Origin of the sequence: Vibrio sp. SBT000027 (genome assembly GCF_963894355.1) — a bacterium.
In the GTDB taxonomy this organism is placed as follows: Bacteria; Pseudomonadota; Gammaproteobacteria; order Enterobacterales; family Vibrionaceae; genus Vibrio; species Vibrio splendidus.
In genome coordinates this window covers 711,768-731,900 of the sequence record NZ_CAWQGD010000001.1, presented here as the reverse complement: position 1 = coordinate 731,900, position 20,133 = coordinate 711,768, and the positions used below count along the sequence as shown (strand labels likewise).

The 20,133-nt window shown below is 43.6% G+C and carries 18 protein-coding genes and 1 pseudogene; 9 read left to right on the top strand and 10 right to left on the bottom strand.

Going from position 1 to position 20,133, the window contains the following annotated elements; genetic code table 11:
• Nucleotides 1-147 precede the first annotated feature (147 nt).
• Nucleotides 148-822: a prepilin-type N-terminal cleavage/methylation domain-containing protein gene (locus AACU28_RS03110; protein ID WP_121602315.1), complete on the top strand. Its 675-nt coding sequence runs from the start codon at nucleotides 148-150 to the stop codon at nucleotides 820-822.
• A gap of 112 nt (nucleotides 823-934) precedes the next feature.
• Here AACU28_RS03110 and AACU28_RS03105 read toward each other — a convergent pair whose 3' ends face one another.
• The 3 genes and pseudogenes from AACU28_RS03105 to AACU28_RS03095 form a co-directional block, all read right to left on the bottom strand.
• Nucleotides 935-1,843 carry an aldo/keto reductase gene (locus AACU28_RS03105; protein WP_121602314.1) on the bottom strand — a complete coding sequence of 303 codons (909 nt, stop codon included), beginning with the start codon at nucleotides 1,841-1,843 and terminating at the stop codon, nucleotides 935-937.
• 218 nt (nucleotides 1,844-2,061) lie between these two features.
• A complete protein-coding gene (locus AACU28_RS03100; protein WP_065608251.1) occupies nucleotides 2,062-2,655 on the bottom strand; it encodes a hypothetical protein in 594 nt (197 codons plus the stop codon).
• Between the two features lie 210 nt (nucleotides 2,656-2,865).
• A pseudogene (locus AACU28_RS03095) lies at nucleotides 2,866-2,976 on the bottom strand (PstS family phosphate ABC transporter substrate-binding protein); the annotation flags it as partial.
• Nucleotides 2,977-3,076: 100 nt separating this feature from the next.
• On the opposite strand from AACU28_RS03095, the gene AACU28_RS03090 reads away from it, so the two are divergent.
• A complete protein-coding gene (locus AACU28_RS03090; protein WP_121602313.1) occupies nucleotides 3,077-4,924 on the top strand; it encodes a M3 family metallopeptidase in 1,848 nt (615 codons plus the stop codon).
• Between the two features lie 93 nt (nucleotides 4,925-5,017).
• On the opposite strand, the gene AACU28_RS03085 is transcribed toward AACU28_RS03090, so the two are convergent.
• The 3 genes from AACU28_RS03085 to AACU28_RS03075 form a co-directional block, all read right to left on the bottom strand.
• Entirely contained in the window at nucleotides 5,018-5,329 is a 312-nt protein-coding gene (locus AACU28_RS03085; RefSeq protein ID WP_029406345.1) for a hypothetical protein, read from the bottom strand.
• A gap of 173 nt (nucleotides 5,330-5,502) precedes the next feature.
• On the bottom strand, nucleotides 5,503-6,537 hold the full coding sequence (locus tag AACU28_RS03080) for a porin (RefSeq protein ID WP_029406346.1): 1,035 nt from the start codon (nucleotides 6,535-6,537) through the stop codon (nucleotides 5,503-5,505).
• Between the two features lie 156 nt (nucleotides 6,538-6,693).
• Nucleotides 6,694-7,611, bottom strand: a complete 918-nt coding sequence (locus tag AACU28_RS03075) for a DUF3187 family protein (RefSeq protein ID WP_409122113.1) — start codon at nucleotides 7,609-7,611, stop codon at nucleotides 6,694-6,696.
• Nucleotides 7,612-7,869: 258 nt separating this feature from the next.
• Between AACU28_RS03075 and AACU28_RS03070 the strand changes: the two genes are divergently transcribed.
• Nucleotides 7,870-8,664, top strand: coding sequence for a response regulator transcription factor (locus tag AACU28_RS03070; RefSeq protein WP_121602311.1), 795 nt, complete (start codon nucleotides 7,870-7,872; stop codon nucleotides 8,662-8,664).
• A 39-nt stretch (nucleotides 8,665-8,703) separates the two neighbouring features.
• On the opposite strand, the gene AACU28_RS03065 is transcribed toward AACU28_RS03070, so the two are convergent.
• The gene (locus tag AACU28_RS03065; RefSeq protein ID WP_121602310.1) at nucleotides 8,704-9,537 is read right to left on the bottom strand and encodes a regulatory protein RecX; all 834 of its coding nucleotides are present in this window, start codon (nucleotides 9,535-9,537) and stop codon (nucleotides 8,704-8,706) included.
• A gap of 249 nt (nucleotides 9,538-9,786) precedes the next feature.
• A complete protein-coding gene (locus tag AACU28_RS03060; protein ID WP_108118032.1) occupies nucleotides 9,787-11,391 on the bottom strand; it encodes a mechanosensitive ion channel family protein in 1,605 nt (534 codons plus the stop codon).
• Nucleotides 11,392-11,643: 252 nt separating this feature from the next.
• Between AACU28_RS03060 and AACU28_RS03055 the strand changes: the two genes are divergently transcribed.
• Nucleotides 11,644-11,892, top strand: a complete 249-nt coding sequence (locus AACU28_RS03055; RefSeq protein ID WP_004731805.1) for a hypothetical protein — start codon at nucleotides 11,644-11,646, stop codon at nucleotides 11,890-11,892.
• A 528-nt stretch (nucleotides 11,893-12,420) separates the two neighbouring features.
• On the opposite strand, the gene AACU28_RS03050 is transcribed toward AACU28_RS03055, so the two are convergent.
• The gene (locus AACU28_RS03050; RefSeq protein ID WP_102511104.1) at nucleotides 12,421-12,624 is read right to left on the bottom strand and encodes a hypothetical protein; all 204 of its coding nucleotides are present in this window, start codon (nucleotides 12,622-12,624) and stop codon (nucleotides 12,421-12,423) included.
• A gap of 180 nt (nucleotides 12,625-12,804) precedes the next feature.
• On the opposite strand from AACU28_RS03050, the gene AACU28_RS03045 reads away from it, so the two are divergent.
• The 3 genes from AACU28_RS03045 to AACU28_RS03035 all read left to right on the top strand — a co-directional run bounded on the left by AACU28_RS03045 (nucleotide 12,805) and on the right by AACU28_RS03035 (nucleotide 16,288).
• The gene (locus AACU28_RS03045) at nucleotides 12,805-14,868 is read left to right on the top strand and encodes a protein-disulfide reductase DsbD family protein (RefSeq protein ID WP_121602775.1); all 2,064 of its coding nucleotides are present in this window, start codon (nucleotides 12,805-12,807) and stop codon (nucleotides 14,866-14,868) included.
• A gap of 3 nt (nucleotides 14,869-14,871) precedes the next feature.
• Nucleotides 14,872-15,441, top strand: a complete 570-nt coding sequence (locus tag AACU28_RS03040; protein ID WP_108189621.1) for a protein disulfide oxidoreductase — start codon at nucleotides 14,872-14,874, stop codon at nucleotides 15,439-15,441.
• Between the two features lie 127 nt (nucleotides 15,442-15,568).
• Nucleotides 15,569-16,288 (top strand): DsbA family protein, encoded by a 720-nt coding sequence (locus AACU28_RS03035; protein ID WP_017077412.1) that lies wholly within the window; start codon nucleotides 15,569-15,571, stop codon nucleotides 16,286-16,288.
• A 345-nt stretch (nucleotides 16,289-16,633) separates the two neighbouring features.
• On the opposite strand, the gene AACU28_RS03030 is transcribed toward AACU28_RS03035, so the two are convergent.
• Nucleotides 16,634-17,647 (bottom strand): succinylglutamate desuccinylase/aspartoacylase family protein, encoded by a 1,014-nt coding sequence (locus AACU28_RS03030; RefSeq protein ID WP_076648781.1) that lies wholly within the window; start codon nucleotides 17,645-17,647, stop codon nucleotides 16,634-16,636.
• Between the two features lie 376 nt (nucleotides 17,648-18,023).
• Here AACU28_RS03030 and AACU28_RS03025 point away from each other — a divergent pair, with 376 nt between their 5' ends.
• Both AACU28_RS03025 and AACU28_RS03020 read left to right on the top strand, forming a co-directional pair.
• The gene (locus AACU28_RS03025) at nucleotides 18,024-19,022 is read left to right on the top strand and encodes a porin (protein WP_004731820.1); all 999 of its coding nucleotides are present in this window, start codon (nucleotides 18,024-18,026) and stop codon (nucleotides 19,020-19,022) included.
• A 153-nt stretch (nucleotides 19,023-19,175) separates the two neighbouring features.
• A complete protein-coding gene (locus AACU28_RS03020) occupies nucleotides 19,176-20,066 on the top strand; it encodes a DMT family transporter (RefSeq protein ID WP_017089881.1) in 891 nt (296 codons plus the stop codon).
• Nucleotides 20,067-20,133 lie beyond the last annotated feature (67 nt).

The window sequence follows — 20,133 nt, the reverse complement described above, 5'->3', positions numbered from 1 at the left end:
TATGAGTGTTTTTGAAAATTATTCCACCTTAATCACAGTTTTGAAGAAACAAACAACCATAACAAATATTTATCGGTTAGCAGTGTTAATCAGCCATTAAATACAGGATACTATAAAGATGCAATTTACCCCTTAGGATTTGTCAGTATGAAAAAATCGTCATTACGAAAAGGCTTCACACTATTGGAGCTGATTGTCGTTATTGTCATACTTGCCGTTATCGCTGTGGTCGCAGCGCCACGCTTTTTGTCTATTGCGGATGATGCAAGAGAAGCGACTAGCCGAGCACTATTTGATAACTTCCGTGCTGGTGCCGAAATCTATCAAGGCGCTTGTCTAGCGAGAGGTGGAGATGTCTCTGAGCTACAAGGACAAAACACTTCAGATTTCAATATTGATGGTATCTATTCTAACTTTTCAGGAAGCTGTTACCCTGTTCGTAATAGCAATGCAGGGGTGCGCAGAGATATCAACAACGCGAGAGGCTGCTACGAGCTTTTCCAAGACGTCGTCAACAGTGATCACTTCGAAGATATCAATTTTGGTAACGGTGGTTGGAAAAATGGAGAAAGGGTTAGCGAAAGCGACTTGTTGGCCGCTCGTGACGGTGGCTATCAAGTTTTCATCCATCAAAGATCGACATACTTTTCATACTGCCACTACTACAACATTGAAGGTGATTTAAGTAACGCACCTTATCTACTTTACAATGCAGTTGATGGCACTATGGTGTCAGGGACAAAAAACCTGTCGAGCGGATTTACTTGGGCAGATGAACTATTAGAGTACCCAGTTGCTACTCCCCCGCCATACGACAAATAGCTATTCGCAATGAGCCGTTTCGAAAATACCCATTTTAGAGATTAATAAACCCGTATCAAAACAAAAAAGCCAGCTTTGTTAGCTGGCTTTTGCTTCTATTTTGAATCGCTGCCTATGGCACACCGTGACCTTTAGAAGCAACCCATAGGCGATACCATTGTTCGCGAGTCAACTCGATTGTCAGTGCATCAACCGCCGTCTTCACGCGTTCAATCTTACCTGAGCCAATAATTGCAATTGGGTTAGATGGTAAACGACGAACCCAAGCGTAAATCACTTGGTCAATGCTGTCTGCACCCACTTCTAGACGAATCGCCTCTAGCTCATCACGAACGCGAATCGCTTGTGCTGAATCACCACTGAAGATGCTACCACCGCCTAGACAAGACCACGCCATTGGACGAATACGGTTCATCTGTAGTTGATCCAACGTGCCATCATGAGCCACTTCGAAGTTCAATGGGTTGATTTCAACTTGGTTTGTCACCAGTGGCTTACCTAGTCGAGATTGCAATAAGTCGAACTGACGCGGTGAAAAGTTAGAGACACCGAAGTGCTTAACTTTGCCGACCTTATGCAGTTCAGCGAACGCTTCTGCTACTTCATCCGCATCCATCAGTACATCTGGGCGATGAATCAGTAATACATCGAGTTCGGTTACACCCAAACGCTCTAGAGAGTTATTTACTGATTGGTAAATATGATGCGCGCTGGTGTCATAGTGATTGATCTTGCGATCAGGAGTGTGGTCACCACACAAGTTGATGTCGCACTTGGTGACGATTTGGATATCATCACGAAGGCTTGGCTCAAGCGCCAATGCTTCACCAAACAACTTTTCACATTGGTAGTTGCCGTAAATATCCGCGTGATCAACAGTTGTGATGCCAAGATCAATGTGCTGCTTCAGGAAAGTCAGGCGTTGTTGCGAGGTCATACCCCATTCTGCTGTACGCCAGTATCCTTGCACCAACTCAGAGAGTTCTGGGCCTTGTGGCGCTGTCGTTACTCTTGCAACCATGGGTTGTCTCCTTTATCAATACTGAACGTATCCTAAGCGCGTTTTACCGAAGGCTCAACGTATAACAAATGACAAAGGTACACGCTTACTAAAAAATGTGAGAGCCGCAGAAAAACGAACACTAAAATCAATAATAGCTTGCTGTCTGCCCCTCAGCCGTTCTTCTGAAAGGCCTGTTTACTCTAATGAATGACGAAACTATCTATAAATTTGAGCAATTAAAGACGATTTAGTTCAACCATTAAGTTTTCACCATCACTATGCAGCTGAATCCAAGGAACTGAAGAACCAGAAAAAGATGAGGAAGAACTAGGCACATTCCATAAACTCATTTGCTCAGAGGAATGATGTGGTGCATTGATGAATTCGACGAGTTGTTTATCTACCTTGTCGTAACCAACTCCCTCATGTTTCGCTTGTTCGAGTTGAGCGACCACATCGAACTCATCCTCTCCAATACGAATTGAGCTGAGAGCAAAGCCATCTTGGCGAAGGTAGGCTTGAAGTTTTGTGTAACTCAAATTTGAATATGGCAGGCTTAAGCGAACCACTTCGACGCTTGAGTCACCCAACTCCAGTTCAACATAAACATCCAAATCGTAATATTGAGTGAGGTCACTGCACAACAGAGTGCCTTCAACTTCGCCACAATCCATAAGATCGATATCGTTAATATAGTTTTGAGAACTCGGTTGAGTTGGGCTGCTATTGAATACCGTTCGCAACCACCAGCTTTCACTCGCTTGCGCAGAGAATGAAAGGGTATTCAGAACCAATAACAAAGGTAGGATTAAGACAGGAAGAGTTCTCATTAATTGTGCTTATTCGCGCGGTATGAAGCGCCCATTATACGTGACCAATCAACAAACAACCGCTCAAGGCACAAATTTTAGGCGAAAAAAAACGGGCATGCATGCCCGCTAGATAAATTCTATCGCCGAATAACGTAATCCGTCACGTTGAGAACCATTACGGAACTAACAATACCATTCCGACTAATCACACACAATACGTCATACTAATTACTTGTAGCCACCTTCTATTGCTGGCTCTTCAAGCGATAATCTAACTTTGTTACGCTGAATAGCTTCTGGCGGCAAGCTGATGAAACCATATTGCTTCAACACGGCTTGATAGCCATGTAATTTACATTCCGTTATATGCAACATCACAAAATACATTCAGTGAATGTGTCATAATGTTGAAATTACTGGTTAATTTTCAAGGAATGTCATGACTGCAACGAACTATCTCAACCAATTGAATCAAAAGTATCTTGCGACTCATAAAGCGAAAGAAGACTTCTTTTGGGATACATATATGGGGATCAGTGACGACCACGATGGCTCGACACTCGCGCAGACTCAGTGGACTGAATTTCTAAGCTCTGCCGAACAGATTGCTGCTATCGAAACTCAACTCGCTGCTATCGATAAAATTCAAGATCCCCTAGAAAAAGAGAGTACACTGACAGGCTTGAATGGTTGGTTAGCGACCTTTAGATCTCACGCTATTGAGTCTGAACAGTCACAGAAGCTCAAAGCCGAACTCATAAAGTTTGAGGCTGAACTGTTTGAGAAAAAACAAAACCATGTGATGACTTATGTAAATGAAACAGGCGACGAAACAGAAGGGTCGCTGCCCGTTTTAGGTTCAGCCGTTAGAAGTAATGGTAATGAACAAGTTAGGCTTTCTGCACATCAAGCACTATTAGATTTAGAACAGTGGCTGCTGGCTAACGGCTTCATTGAACTAATCAAAAAACGTAACCAATTTGCTCAATCACTGGGTTTTAAAACCTTCTTTGATTACTCGGTGGTTAAAACCGAACAGATGACGACAGAGCAGCTGTTTACGATTCTTGACGACTTCGAAGCACGTACACGCGATAGCCATCAGCAAAGTCTAGCCAATTTGGCTGAGCAGAAAGGCGAGAATGCACTTCAAGCCCATAACTTTACCTACTCTTTTTCAGGTGACGTTATGAATGATCTTGATCCTTATGTTCCATTCTCAAAATCACTTCGACGCTGGATTGAATCTTTTGGTCGCCTCAACATCGAATACTCTCAAGCGGCATTAACATTGGATCTGCTTGATCGCAAAGGTAAATACCCTAATGGCTTCTGCCATGGGCCTATCCCTTCTTTCTACGATCAAGACACATGGGTAGCGGCTCAAGTTAACTTCACGAGCAACGCAAAGCCCGATCAAGTTGGCAGCGGCTATGATGGCATCAATACACTATTTCACGAGGGTGGTCATGCAGCACATTTTGCTAACGTAAAAATGAACGCACCGTGTTTCTCTCAAGAGTTTGCACCAACCTCAATGGCTTATGCCGAAACGCAATCCATGTTCTGTGACAGCTTGTTGAATGACGCCGATTGGCTCAAACAATACGCGCTTAATGCAGATGGCCAAGCAGTACCTGACGAGTTAATCAAAGCAATCATCGATAACAAACAACCCTTCAGAGCTTATCAAGAACGCAGCATTTTAGTGGTTCCATATTTCGAGCGAGCACTTTACGAATTGGCGGATGAAGATCTGACACCTGAAAAGATCACCGCTCTTGCTCGTAGCAGTGAGAAAACGATTCTTGGATTAGCTTGTAGCCCTCGCCCATTAATGGCGATCCCTCATCTATTGTCGGATGAAGCGTCTTGCGCGTATCAAGGTTACCTGCTGGCTCATATGGCGGTGTATCAAACTCGTGCGTATTTCACCGATAAGTTTGGCTACTTAACGGATAACCCAGAAATCGGCCCTTTGTTAGCTAAGCACTACTGGCACAAAGGCAATAGCGTGAATCATGATGGGACAATCAAAAGCCTGACAGGGGAAGGTTTTAACGCCAAATACCTCGCTGACGAGTGCAACTTATCACCAGAGCAAGCTTGGGCGATTGAAGAACAAAAAATCAAACAGCTGTCGACAAGAGAACGTGCGTCAATTGCTGATTTGAATGCGAAGATTTCGATCGTTGATGGGGCCACCGAGTTGGCGAATAATGATAAGTCAAACCATCAGATGTGTGACGAGTTTGAACACTTTATCGTTGGGCAATACGGCCGATAGCGGGTGCTGAGCATCTGTAACCAAGGTTGAACCAAAAAACTCAAACGAAAAAAGGACGATAATTTATTGTCCTTTTTATATTCAGCGTTGGATCTATGCCGTGACACATGTCGAGCGAGTTTCAGTATCAAACTCAACATCAACAGAATCAGCACTTCGCAATGATTTTCGATGAATGCCAAATACTTGCCCCGTCAAAACAATATAAAACTTCTCTGTTTTGAGTAGATTCCAAGCTTCATCAAGAGATTCAGTATAAACCTTGTTCTTGAGATCTTGTGGGCGGGTACCTGCGACTCTTCCATGTTTACGCGCCAATTCAAATAGTCCATTACGATTCGGTTTACACGTAAACAGGGTATCATTTCCATAAATAACACCCTGGGCTGTAATGCTTTTAATCATTACATTTCTCCAGATAATAATTCCACTCGTAGCACTTGAGTGACAAACCACATATCAATCTGTGGATGCTTACACTGCAAAAAGAAGAGAACATGGTGTAACGACCGGGCAAGCTATTACACCATTACCATCAAATGTCCTAGAAGCTCCTAAACTCTGAAGAGTTCAAGTTCTTAGAAGTAGTAGTAAGCTGCTGCGAATACGTGAGTCTCTTCATCATATTGCAAGTTAGAATCGCCAATACGTGCGCCTTCTAGATCTTGCTTGATATCAATACCCATGTCAGCGTTGTCAGAGATGCGGTACATTGCTGCAACGTTGATGTAAGAAGTGTCTACGTCTGATAGGCCATCTTCCTCGTTGTTGTTGAATGCGTAACCTGCAGCAATTGTTAGGTCATCAGAAAGAGTGTAGCCACCAGAGAAGTAGAAACCCGTGTTCTTCATTTCGTCGTTCTGATCGATCCAAGAGTTCAGGCCTAGCTTCATTGAACCCAGCTTCATGTTACCTGCCACAGTGTAAACTTCGTAGTTATCTTCATCATCAAGAGTTTCGTAACCCGCGTATACATTGAAGACTTCTTGCTCAATACCGATGTAGCCGTTCACGCCTTTATCTGCATCGTTGTGATCATCGTCGGTTTCGAAGTAAGAAATCGCGTAAGCAATGCCGTTAGTCGCACCTTGGAACTTAACAACGTTAAACGCATCTGACGCATCGCCAGCAGAAGCACCGAACTCGTATGTGTTGTCACCCGCGCCATCGACTTTATCTAGCGCTGTGTCGTTTTCCCAACCGAAAGAAGCGATACCGTAGCCAGTGTCAAAACCGATCCACGCTTTATCAACGTGAGTCGCTGGGCCAGTGTCGATGCCATTGGTCCACTTGTAGTTTACAGAGTCATTGCTCGCTACGTTGTTGTCTGTCGTGTACTGAAGCATTAAGTCTGTTTCTACGTAAGCCACTACGCGGTTGTTACGGTAGTTAAGAGCCAATGTTAGACCTGTAGCCCAGTCATCGTAAAAAGCTTTAGAGCCCGTGTCGTAGTAACCACCAACACCGAAAGAGCCAGATACTGAGAATTGATCTTTGTGCATTGAATCGAATACAAACATTTCTTCGTTTTGGCTGTTTTGGCTGCTTGTGCTTACAGCGAAAGCTGAACTTGAAATGCTCGCAATCGCAAGTGCTACTAATGTCTTTTTCATGATAACCACTACCTATATATTGATTCGGCCTTGTTAGTCAGGCCTTTTGGAGTGGCGCTATTGTTCAAAAAAACAGGTTATTGATATACCGTAAATTTACTGAAAATTTTATAGCTTTGGTGAATTTCATGAAATAAGAATATATTAATGTGTCGTTTATATTGAAAAACGTAATCCGAGTGTAAAGCCGATATCGGTGCTGTTATCCATATTACGGATGTTTTCAATCATCAGCGCTTCGACTGCGAGTTGATTGAAACGGTAGCGATAGCCCAAAACGACCTCGTTAGAAGGTTCAGAAAAGTCCGGGTCATTGCTCGCCCAGCCTTGGAAATTGAGAGATTCAATCAATAAGCTATGGCGTTGATTCAACCGATACTCATACCCAATTGCCCAACTTGCGCTGAAATTTTCAAGACTAGCGACATACACGTCGCTATCTCGATGTACAAGACCAATGGTTGAAAAAACGCTGTGCCTAGGGGTGATATAGCTGTAGTTAAGCTGAACACCTTGCTCAAAACTGGTTCTCGCAAACTGCCCACTTCTTACATTGTTGTAAAACAAAGAGCCACCAGCCGAGAACGACATTGGCCCTCTAGAATACAGTAGAAGTTCATTGTAGAACGTCAGCGCGTTGGTTAAATCATCACCTTCAAAATCAGATACGTGCACACCTGCATTATGAAAACCCATGGTGAACTGATCTTCCGCCACTTGATCGCGACCATTCTGGCCAATGCGGAACAGGTCATGAAACCCCATAACAAAACTGTCTAAACCATTATCTTTTGCAGCCACAACTCGGTAATCCAGCTCCGTTTTCCAGACAGGTGAAGCTTGCCACTCAATCGCAATATTGGATTGATTTTGATAATAGTCGAGAGCATAAGCACTCGTGTGTGCCCATATACTGGCTTGGGTATAAGAGGACTTGAATTCAATGGTTCCCGCTCGATTAGGCTGAGCAGAGCGAAGTTGTGTTGAAAGCACATTTGAATGAATTGGAGATTGCGCGTAAACAAACATTGGAGAGGTATTCGCGTGTGTAACGGAATGAAAAAGGGTCAACATCGAGACTGAAATAGACAGTAACGTCCTTAAACTTATCACAGTGTTTACTCGGTTATAGAAATGCCCGATCTTATTAAAAAACACCGTTCAATTAATGCAGTAAATGTACTGCTTATCATTCGACAATCTAGAACTAAGAGTTATAAAAAACTTAAAAATAGAACCTATGATATATATAAGAATCTTATCTTGCACTGAGCCACTCGAACGAATATCTTCTGAGTATTGACCTAATGAATGTATCGAGAAAGGGAAAACGTGTCTGCTTTAAGCCTAAGTTTTGAACAGCTATTAATGAAACAATCAACCTCTCTTATTAATAGCGATCCTAAAAACTTTCAAACAACGTGGTCAGAAGCAAGCTTTGACGTACTCGATTGGTTCGGGATTGATCGTTTAACGCTATATCCGAATTCAATGGTCTTACTTGAAGACGGGAAAACTTGTTCAGTATCCAAAGCAAACATACCTCCTGTCGATAAGAAAAGTTTGGTTGGCGGTAACTACCTTGATTACCTAAAGCTATTAAAAACCAATGAAACATATCTCACCTTTACCAGTGACGAACTCGTTTCAACCAAAAACTATGTGTTAAAGAAGATCTATAAAGAAGGGGGAAGATGGCACTGCATCATTCCTTTGCAGCTGTTTAACCAACGCTGGGGAGCATTGTCTTTTACTAACTTTCACGACAACGAAACCACCTTCGACCTCGAAGACATCCAGCGCTTAAAGTTAGTCTGTGAACTTTGGCTCTGTTATTGGCAGCACTCAACGCTAGCGAGGACACTAAAACAAAATGAGAATCGGCTTGCAGATGATAGTGATAAGCTATTATTACTCACCAAAAAACAAACCAAGGTTTTGGCTCTCATTGCTCAAGGGTTTAGTGCAAAAGAGTGTGCAGAACAGCTCCACCTTAGCTCTCGAACGATAGAATCGCATAAATACAGAATGCTTGGATTGCTCGATTTAAACAGCCACAATGACCTGATTCAATTCGCCTTACGCAATGGCCTAGGTCTTACAGAAAACCTACACACGACACGTTAAAGCAAGGCTATGTACACTCTTTACGCATAATGTTGGTTGTTATTCATTGCCTTCACTCAGAGCAAATTTGATTTCATCTGAAGAGAACCCCTTTCGACTTAGCATCGCATAAGCCTTGGAGCGTTCTTTATGATCGTTGAGGTCATATGATTTCTTCTGCAACTGTTCTAAACAAGAAGAATAGAAATCCAGTTGCTCTTCATTAATCAATCGGTCGATGAGCGATGACAGTTCACTAGTGTCGATTTGTCGCTGTCTAAGTTCTTGCTGAATAGCAGTCAAGCCTTTGCCTTTACGAGCATACTTAAGCACCTCTTTTTCCAAATCAGCTTTCTCTGCCTTAATTTGAATATTACTTTTCAGTTCATGCGACTGCGTGTGCTGGTCAATCGCTACCTTCACCTGCTGGTAGCTAAAACCACGCTTTTGCAGGGTCGCGACAAGCTTTTCACGGCTCATGGTAAAACTTGTATAGTAATGGTTGATACGGTCTATCAAGATGGTTTGCTCATCAATAGACTTTTCGAAAGACACCTTATGGATTGCATCAGAAATCACTGAATCGGTCAGGCCTTTCTTCTTCAATTTTTCGACAATATATCGAGAACCGAATTCACCAGAAAAAGCTTGTTCCACGAATTGTTCTGCAAACGCTTGGTCAGACTTGAGATATCCAAAGCCTTTCAAAGTATTCAACGTTTCATCGATCCATTCTTGATTGTCGGTTTTCACTTTGAGCTTCGCAACCAACTCGCTTTCCGTCATGTCTCTCTGGGTTAGATGCCACATCGCAGAGTTCATAACGCTTTCAATTCGGGTCGCTTTTCTTACAGGTGTATTTCTACTATTCGTTTTTTGCTGTGAATCATCCATTCGCTTTCAACTGTCCAAACTAAGCCTACCCCATCATAACGTAATTCTAAGGCGGTTGAGTGACATAAAAGAATGAAGCTCAATATAAACGGAAGCCAATAAAAATGGACGCTTATTCAGCGTCCATTTGATATCACATTAAGAATGATGGCTCTAAGCCATGCTTAGCTTTTTCGTATTAGCTTTTTTCGTATTAGCTTTTTTCGTAATAGCTCTATTCGAAATTACTTCTCGTACTAACTCTTTCGCTTAGCTCTCTTCGTGATTGTAAATATGCACATCTCGTTGAGGGAATGGGATCGTGATACCTTCTTCATCGAAGCGTTTCTTCACGGTTTCCGTCACATCCCAATACACATCCCAATAGTCATCGGTCTTAACCCAAGGTCTGACGACAAAATCAACAGAAGACGTATTCAAGGTATGAAGCTTGATCATATGCTCCGGTTTTTTCAGTACTAGAGGGTGCGCAAGAATGATGTCGTTCAATACCGCTTTCGCTTTATCGATATCATCTGAGTAACCAATGCCGAAGACCATATCAACACGTCTCACACGTTCTGCAGTGATGTTGTTGATCACGTCACCCCAAATCTTGTTGTTCGGGATCACCAAGCGTTGGTTATCGATGGTTTGAATGGTCGTCGACACTAAGCTCATGTCTTTTACTGTGCCTTGAACGCCGGCCACTTTAACCATGTCGCCCACATCATAAGGACGATAGATCAAGATCATCAAACCTGACGCAAAGTTAGATAGTGTGTCTTGCAATGCGAAACCAATAATGACACCCGCCACACCGAAACCGGTTAATAGTGGCGCTAGCTCAATCCCAATTTGAGACAGAGCGATAAGTAAACCAATAAACACGACCGCTTTAGATGCGATGGATACGAAGAACTCCTGCATCAATACGCTAAAGTCCATTTTAGAGTGCGAAACACTCTTACGAACGGTCTTACGAGCCACGTTAGCAATAAGGCGAGTTACGTATAAAATACCGAGAAACAGAGCGAGTTTAACGATAAATGAAGGGGTGTTTTCAAACGCCCATGAACTGAATGAACGAAGCCAACCATCCAACAGATCCAACGCAACATCAACATCCAACACATCAGCGTTAATATCGCCTGTCGTTGCTAGTAACACACGCTTGTAAGAAGTCACATCAACGCCAAACGGTTCCATTAGCGTGATGGTTTCTTCTAAGCTCGCCACCATGACACTGGTTCGCTCACTGAAGCGTTCAAGCTCAGTTTTAATCGTCGCTTTCTCTTCTTCACTTACATAAGATAACCGACGTTCTAAATCTTGACGTTGTGTATCCGTGTATAGAATTGCATTAGTAAGATATTGAGAACGAGAAACAAGTGCCGTTTTGAGCTCAGCTTCAGGAACCGCAACATCAACATCACGCTCTTTCGACCAATCTAATGTCTTAGCAAGCTGCTGATAATAGACATCCATCATTCCGATTCGTTTTTGAATGCGTAATTCAAGGCGTTTTTTAGCATCACCTTCAGCGGAACGGTTTTCTCTGCTCATTGAAACGATTTTAACTTCATTCAATGACAGCAATTTTTGTAAGAGTTCAACCTGCTGAGCAAGAGTGACATCAAGCCCTTCCTTTTTATCGGACGATAGCTGTGAAAAAATCTCTTCACGTAGTGCTTGGTTCTTTCGTCTTAATATATCTTCTAGAAACGGCTTCTCAGCATCGTGCGCTGTTTCTAATGTTGTTAGGTCCAGCATTAGCTGGTCTTGTACTTCTGCTATTTTATCGACACTTTGTGCAAAACTCCCTGATGCCACAAACGCCAACATTAAAAATAGACAACGCCAAACCTTTATCATGTTAATTCCTATGAATGTCTAAATTGACCCCTTAAATAGTAGTAAAAAGAATATGGATAACAAGCATTTAAACGTATGTTGTGTTAAAAATTCGCAAAATATCAGTACGTATCTAATATTTGAGAGTTCCAATCCCCTCTTATGATCTGTAGAGTACGCAACCAACAAAGAACAACAGCCAATATCGTCACTTAAGCACATGCACAAAAACGCCTTAAATCCGATGTTAGCTAACAGCAAGAGAGCATAGAAATGAACAACGAACTTGATATTATCGAATCCTTAGAAGAACTAGAAAAGTTCCTAATCTCAGTGGAAGCTGGCGGTTTGGGTCTTGAAGGCGTTGAAGGTGTAGGCATGGCAACCAATAATTCAGATGGTCGTCACTTCGTTGCTGTATTCAACAGCAGCCACAAAGTTCTGCTCGCTCGCTGGATCACCAAAGAAGTTTTCGAAAATGGTAAAGACTTGGTACGTAATGGCCCTCGCCGTACTCACTAAGCCTTTCCAATAGCACCGATGATTAAAGCCCAACACGTTCACTGACGGTCTGTTGGGCTTTTTTGTATCGCCTCATCGTGGATAAACCACTCAATACAGAATAAATTAGCGATAGCTTCCTGTTGTGGTGAACTTTAGCTACAGCTCAATGTCGTATTCGCGTGAATTGGGGTTTATGCGTCGTTTATCGTGTATCTGCGGTTTCCCGCATTTATACATAGTTTCACTTTAACCATTTTATGACTTGTGGCGCGAAGAGAACTTATCTAAGCTAGCCACAATTCAATGAGCTCGCTTTAACGACTAACATATTTGATTACTGACTAATTTGCTGAACACATCGCTACTTTTCTTATCCACACAGAACCGCCGACAAAAGCATTCGCTTTGGGCGCTCTTCCTTACCGGACTGGTTATCGTAACTTGTCTGGCGAGCACTCTGGCCGTAAAGAAAGTATCGTTATCTACATCCGCTAATGGTCAATCAGTCCTAGTTGGCGCCCAAACTCATACAGAAACCAGTAATCCTCAAACCGACGTCGCTTCTTCAGAAAAAATGGCCGCTCTATACGCTAGTATTTTCGGTTTAGAAGCGTCTAAAATGTTAACGTCACCCACTTCAAGCTCGTGCAGTCTAAGTTCAAAAATGCTGACCTTTGCCGCACCTAAAACGGGCTGGCTGATCCCTTTCGTTCTGATGATTGCTGTTGCATTCAACTTATCTCCGCACATCTCGAGATTATCCGGAGAGAATCACCGCTCTTCTCGACCTACAAAACACCGCTTACACCTAAAGCACTGTATATTTAAAGAGTAAATAACCGGGCTATTCCACCCTTTTATTTATTTTTTGGAGATACATTTGTGTACAACACACTACTAACTAAGTTTGTCGATTCGTTGGCATTCTGCATGCGCACATGCGCAAAAGCTTTCGTCACTGCAATCTTAGTCATGACGTCATATACCGCCCTGGCTCAAACCACAGGCTGGATAAGCGTGCCTGAGCATCCGCCAGTTAAGATGCGAATGATGTCGACGGGTGAACAGTCGGATAACGGCGGTACCGTTCAAACTGTATTGGACGTTACACTCGACGGTGACTGGAAAACCTATTGGCGCAGCCCAGGTGAAGGTGGCATTCCGCCAAGCTGGGACTGGTCTGATTCGACTAATATAGAGTCTGTAGATTGGCATTGGCCGATCCCTAAATACTATGAACAACTTGACGTGATGACGTTAGGTTACAAAAAGCACGTAAGCTTTCCTGTCACCCTAACGTTGAAAGACAAAACGCAACCTGCTGTATTTAGGGCTTCTCTCTCGTTCCCGTCGTGCACCAATATTTGTGTTTTGACTGACTATGACATCGAACTCCCTATCGACACGCAGCAATTGCAGTTCGATGAAGAAGCGATGTTCTTGTTCAACCAAGGCATGAGCCAATCTCCAAGAGAAGCGAACCGGACTTCAGTGAACGGTCTATTTTGGGACAAAAGCAAGCAACAACTGGTCACTCAACTAACCAGTAACGAAGGCTGGGATAAGCCGATGGTGTTGATCGATGGCAAAGAAGTCATCGATGATTTCTTTGCTCAACCAACCGTCCACATCACCGGCAATACGATGACCGCGGTATTTGACGTCAGCAACTGGATAGGCGAAGTCGACTTAACGGATCGCACCGTTAGTGTCACCGTTTCAGACACTAATTTTGCCGAAGAGATGACCGCTCAAGTCGGCTCAGAACCTATTGCTTATCAAGCAAGTAACAACGGTTTTCTTGCAATGATCGGCTTTGCTTTGATTGGTGGTTTAATCCTCAATATTATGCCGTGTGTGCTGCCTGTATTAGGAATGAAGCTAAACAGCATCATTCAAAACCAAGGCGCATCTAATCGTCATATCCGACTCTCATTCTTAGCTTCTGCGTCAGGTGTCATTACATCATTTGCATTCCTAGCCCTTGGCATGACCGTTCTAAAAATGGGTGGCAATGCGATTGGTTGGGGAATCCAGTTCCAAAATGTTTGGTTCATCGGGTTCATGCTGATCATCACTTTGCTGTTCTCGATTAATCTACTTGGGTTATTCGAATTCAGACTACCATCAGGTTTAAACACTTGGATGGCAACCAAAGGTGATGACTCACATTCAGGCCACTTTATTCAAGGCATGTTTGCGACGCTGTTGGCAACGCCGTGTAGTGCTCCGTTCTTAGGAACCGCAGTTGCTTATGCACTTGGGGCAAGCTACCAAGAGTTGTGGGCTATCTTTATCGCACTCGGCATCGGTATGAGTGCACCTTGGTTGATTTTCGCGCTGTTCCCGAGTCTTACAAAACTGCTTCCAAAACCTGGGGCATGGATGTTCAGAGTTAAGCTGGTATTTGGCTTAATGATGTTCATTACCAGTCTATGGTTAGCAAGCCTAATGAGCCCATTCATTGGTAAATTCCCGACGATCCTGTTGTCACTGTTTATCGTGATTACAGTATTGATTTGGATTGGCCGTAAGTTGGGCCGCAAGGTACTTATTCCTATTGTCGCAACCACAACCTTGGTGTTTGGTGCTGCATTGATCGTCGGTAGTGTCACCGCTGATAACTGGGCGACACCGATTGTTGACGATCTCGATTGGCAAAAGCTAGATGCAAAACAAATCCCTCAATTGGTTGAGCAAGGCAAAACGGTATTTGTCGATGTGACCGCTGAGTGGTGTATTACCTGTAAGGCCAACAAGATCGGCGTCATTCTCCAAGACCCTGTCTACAGCCACCTGAAGCAAGAAGACATTGTTTTGATGAAAGGCGATTGGACAACACCAAGTGAAAGTGTCACTCAATACCTACAAAGTAATGGTCGATTTGGTGTGCCATTTAATATCGTCTACGGCCCAAGCTATAGAAGCGGTATTCCACTGCCTGTCATTCTCGACAGTGACACTGTCGTTCAAGCCATCGACGCTGCGAGATAATGGATGAAGACTCCCAACAATGAAGATAAATTTAGCACGACTGAAGACAGCGCTGTAAAGGGTGAAACCAAAAAGCCAAGTCGTCTTAAGAAGTGGGGAAAGGAACTGGTTTCAATGATATTGATCGTTGGCGTGGTTTCATTTGCGATGGACTTTTATCACAGCAGAAGCATGCCTCAGGGCGACGCGATTCCAATTGTGGGTCAATCGCTCCAAGGCGAAGATATTGATGTTATCGAGCTAAGCAAAAATGGTAAACCAGTCATTGTCTATTTTTGGGCGACTTGGTGTGGTGCCTGCAAATTTGTAAGCCCAACCGTCAATAGCTTCAGTGATTCCCATCAGGTGGTTTCGGTCGCTCTATCGTCTGGTCCAGACGAGCGTGTTCAGCGCTACTTGGAGGCGAAAGAGTATGACTTCCCTGTGATCAATGATCTTTCTGGATCAATCAGCAGAAGTTGGGGCGTTAATGTCACTCCAAGCATCGTCATCATAAAAGATGGAAAGATTAGCAGTATCGCAACAGGCATTACTTCCCCGATAGGGCTTTGGTTGAGAACCTACTTTGCCTAACTCGCTTACAAAGAAAAACAGAGCAAAGCAAGGTGAATAACTCGATTTAGCCCGTTTAACGAACAGAATTTCCGTGAGCGCGACCCAATGAGCGCTCACGATTATCAAGAATTAGAGAATAAATAGCATGAAAAAACATCTGATTAGTACACTGATTTTAGGCTCACTAATGAGCACCACTGCCTTCGCTGAGTTAAGCACAGAACAAACCCAGCAACTTGAAGAGATTAACCAATTTCTGAAAGAGAACCCTTCTACGATCTCTGGCTTGCATACCAGCCTAGAGCAGTACGTAGCAGGGCAAGAACAGTCGAAGAAAGCTCAAGCAGGAAGCCATGATTGGTTGTACAACAATGACGCTCACCCTATCACGGGCAACCCGGATGGCAAATCGGTCATCATTAACTTTACCGACTATAACTGCCCTTACTGTAAGCGCTTGGAAAAAGGCTTGGTTCAATTAGCCTCTGAAAACAGCGACATTAAAGTGATCAACGTGTACTTATCGTTTAAACAACAACAAGTTGCAGGGCTAGACACCAACGCGGCGCTATACGCGATGAAAGTATGGAAAGATAACCCAGAAGCATTCCCTGAAGTTGATAGATTGCTGATGGCCAAAAGTGGTATTCACTCGAAAAGCTCACTAGAAGCCGTTGCCAAAAAGACGGGAACAGAGGCGGAACTAAAAACAACTCAAGAACAAAACCAGGTTCTAACCACTAACCATCAAACGTTCAGTGCACTCGGCTTAACGGGCACTCCAACCATGATGATGAACGGAAATGTTTTACCAGGGTATGTGCCTTACGACCGACTTAAAGATATCGTGGATGACGCTTTTTAATCGTGCGTAGATAGAGATAAAGACTCGAAAGAGAAGTGAATAAAAGCCGACTCGCGCAACCCGCAGTCGGCTTTTTCATTGCTTCGAAACAATAGAACACTTTGAAGCGACAGTTCTGAAGTCATGGTTTTGAAGTCATGGTTTTGAAACAAAAAAAGTCGAAGTGTCACCATCTCGCAATAGATTCTTAATTAACCCTCGCTACGCTAAAAGCAGTTCTGTCGATGAGTCAAAGACGTGTTAACTCAAGACAACTGTCCTTTGACCGAGCCTGCTCGGTCTTTTTTTTGCGTGTTTTAATGGCGACACAGTGCATTAACACGGAAACGTCCAACCGACTGAGCCTTAACTTAGCAAGCGACAAACAAGCGCGCCCGGCTCCCTTAATGCATCCACGTTATAGCTGAGTACACGCCCAGAAGATGGTGCGTGGTAGCGGCGACATTCATTACCGAACGCATCATATTGGATAGCGAGCAGATCATCTTGTTCGACACTTTGCAAAAGCTCGACCTGAGGCAGCACAAAGCCACCTATGTCGGCGCGGATAGACACGACGTTGTTGCCTTCTATCCAGTCCATACTTGGCAGCTGACTTGCCTCAAACGGGTCTTCACCCTCAAGCATCTCGTAGTAAGACAGCATATTAAAAACACCGTCAACGGCTCGTTGAATCATATCAGGCTGAGTAAACTTACCCATACCCACTTCCACCGTAATACTCGGAATTCCACTTCGATTCCAAACCGTTTCAAGGATACCTGGGTCGCCCGGATCATTGAGAACACAATCTGGCGTCATCAACCTTGCCATTTCAAGGCATTGTTCAATTCGGTAGTCAGCAAAAACATAAAGTGGGTAGACCGCGCCACGAGTTTGGGTATGCAGGTCAACGGCGAATGTCGCATTGTGTTTGAGTAAGCGATCCCACAAAGACGCAACAAAGCGCTCTGCCGCTAAGCCATTCGCATCACCCGGAAAGAGTCGATTAAGGTTGGCAGGACAAGAGCCCGGATCCGAAGAGATAAAATCGCGGCTGTGATTAAGCAAACCCGACAAGTTCACAGTAGGCACTATCGTGACCGTGCCTTTGAGAGTTTTACCGACTAAGTCTCTGATAATTTGCTGAGCAGCCAACACACCGTTGAGCTCATCACCGTGAATACCAGCGGTGATCATCAACTTAGGACCTGCTTGACTGCCTTTGAAAACAGAAACCGGCATGTTCTTGGGTTGCCCTAGCCCATCACTGGTTACTTGAAACCAAAACTGGTGCTCTCCAACGGGTAGGTCTTCAACATTCAAGGAGCCAATAACCTGCCTACCTTGTAAAACATCGCCTAAGTACTCTGTTTTCATCCAACGTCTCCATCTTGTTGAGCAAAATCTATTCTCTTCTAAGTTTTTGCATCATAGAGGATATCTTAATCAGTACAAACAGTTAATAAGATGAACAAGCTCTGACTTCCCCATAATACTCACTCATATCATCATCACTTCTCCTAAATAGAAGCTTGTGAAAGTCAGCTATCAAGAACAGATAAGTTGTATAACCATTCACAAACCACTCAGTCTATTGAAATAAAAGTGCAATAAAATCAACACTTAAAAAGTTCCCCATTCACGAAAATGTAATTTTATAGAAATGAAAGCTTAATTTAGCTGCTCTAAATTAGCTTCATATCGAAACGGAGAGCACATTGCTCACGGATTTTAAAATACAAGGTAAGTGATTATGAAAAAGGCAGTTCTAGCTTCTGCAGTGGTAGCGGCACTAGTTTCAGGTTCATCTCTAGCAGCAACAGTTTACAGCTCTGATGGTACAGAACTTAAAATTGGCGGCCGTGCGGAATTCCGTGGTGATTTCATCGGGTCAGGCGGTAAAGAAATCGACGGAACCATGAAAAATAAGAGCCGCGTGCGTTTAAATGTTGGCGGTACTACTGAAATCACTAGCGATCTATCTGGTTTCGGTTTCTACGAAGCAGAACAAGGCGTAAATTCTTCAGCGGATAACGATGAAACTGATAACTTTAAACAACGCTATATGTACGCAGGCCTTGAAGGTAACTTTGGTGCTGTTTCGGTAGGTCGTCAAGATACAGCTGCTGCTCAAATCTCAGAAATGTCGGATGTTACTATCTACTCAGGTGATCAAAAAGCCTTCATTAACGCGGGCAACGAGCAGATTAACAACACGTTCGTGTACGCTTACGATGCTGATGCTCTTTCGTTGAAGGCAAGTTTAATCGCTGGCGAAGATAAAGATACAGACGGTTACGGTATCTCTGGTATCTACACATTGCCTATGGGCTTAGGTTTTGGTCTTGGTTACTCAGGTAATGACAATGGTGCGGGTAATGGCTCTGCAACCGCTGTAATTGCTGGTATCAACTACAAAATGGATGCTCTATACCTAGGTGCAACCTACACAATGGGTGACCTAGACGACAAAGCTAAGACTGAGTTCTCTGGTGTAGAAGTTGCGGCTAAGTACAAACTAACCGATCAATTTGAATTGGCTGCTTTGTACCAAAAACAAGAAAAAGACGCGACACAGAACATCACTGTAGATACAGCTGATTTCTTCGAGCTAACGGGTACATACAAGTTCAACAAGTCTATCCGTACTTACGTTGCTTACCAATTAAACAACCTAGACGATGTAAAAGTTGCGGGTCTAGAGACACAAAGCGAAGATTCTCTTCGTCTAGGTCTACGCTACGACTTCTAATCTAAATCGGCTTTAGATACAGACTAAAAGGTTGGGCAATAGCTCAACCTTTTTCATATTCAAATATTCTGACTAACTTCATCAATGCTTTTTCTGGTTAAGTGGTGCTAAATCCGTATCATAGGTGAACCACATCAAATAATTAGAAGCATCATGTCACAACACCATCCGATCCAAGGCGCTAGCTGGATGCTAACCGCAGGCCTAGCCTTTGCCGTCATTAACAGCCTAACTCAAATCGCTAGCATTCATTTCGGACTTACTTCTACTACCGTTGCCGTCATTCAATACGCCATCGCGTTGTTCGCTATTCTTCCTTATCTGAAAACGCTGGGCATTCGCCGCGCGCTAAAAACCGACAACCTCAAGTTGCATGTATTCCGTGTTTTTTTATCGGTAATTGGTATTCAACTTTGGATATGGGCGCTGGCTTACCCTGTTCCTATTTGGCAAGGCATTGCCCTTCTCATGACGTCGCCACTGTTTGCAACCATAGGTTCAGGGCTTTTCCTCAAAGAGAAAGTTGGAGCTGCTCGCTGGGGCGCAACCTTAGCAGGTTTCGTGGGTGCGATGGTGATTCTAGAGCCGTGGGCTGAAGACTTTAACTGGGCAACGCTACTACCGATTGGCGCCGCTTTCTTCTGGGCATGCTACTCATTGATGGTGAAAAAGCTCTCTTCGCAAGATAGCCCTTCAACCATGGTGGTGTACCTGCTGCTATTAATCACACCATTTAACATCCTACTTGCTGCGCCAGATTGGCAGACGCCAAGCGGCGGTACAATTTGGGCTATCTTAATTGTCATCGGCGTTATGACGGCACTTGCTCAATGGGCAATTGTAAAAGCCTACTCAGTCGCTGATGCTTCATTCGTACAACCTTTTGACCACGCAAAATTACCGCTAAATGTCCTAGCAGGTTGGATTGTATTTAGCTGGGTTCCACCGGGTCGTTTATGGCTCGGGGCTGCTATTATTATTGCGTCAGTCGCATTTATAACGCACTGGGAAACGAAAAAGCCGTCAAAACTGAAGAAAGTTTAGGGTTAGTGAAATAAATAGTTCAACTGTCCGTTCTATATGGATAAGAGAATTCAAACGAGGCCGTAAC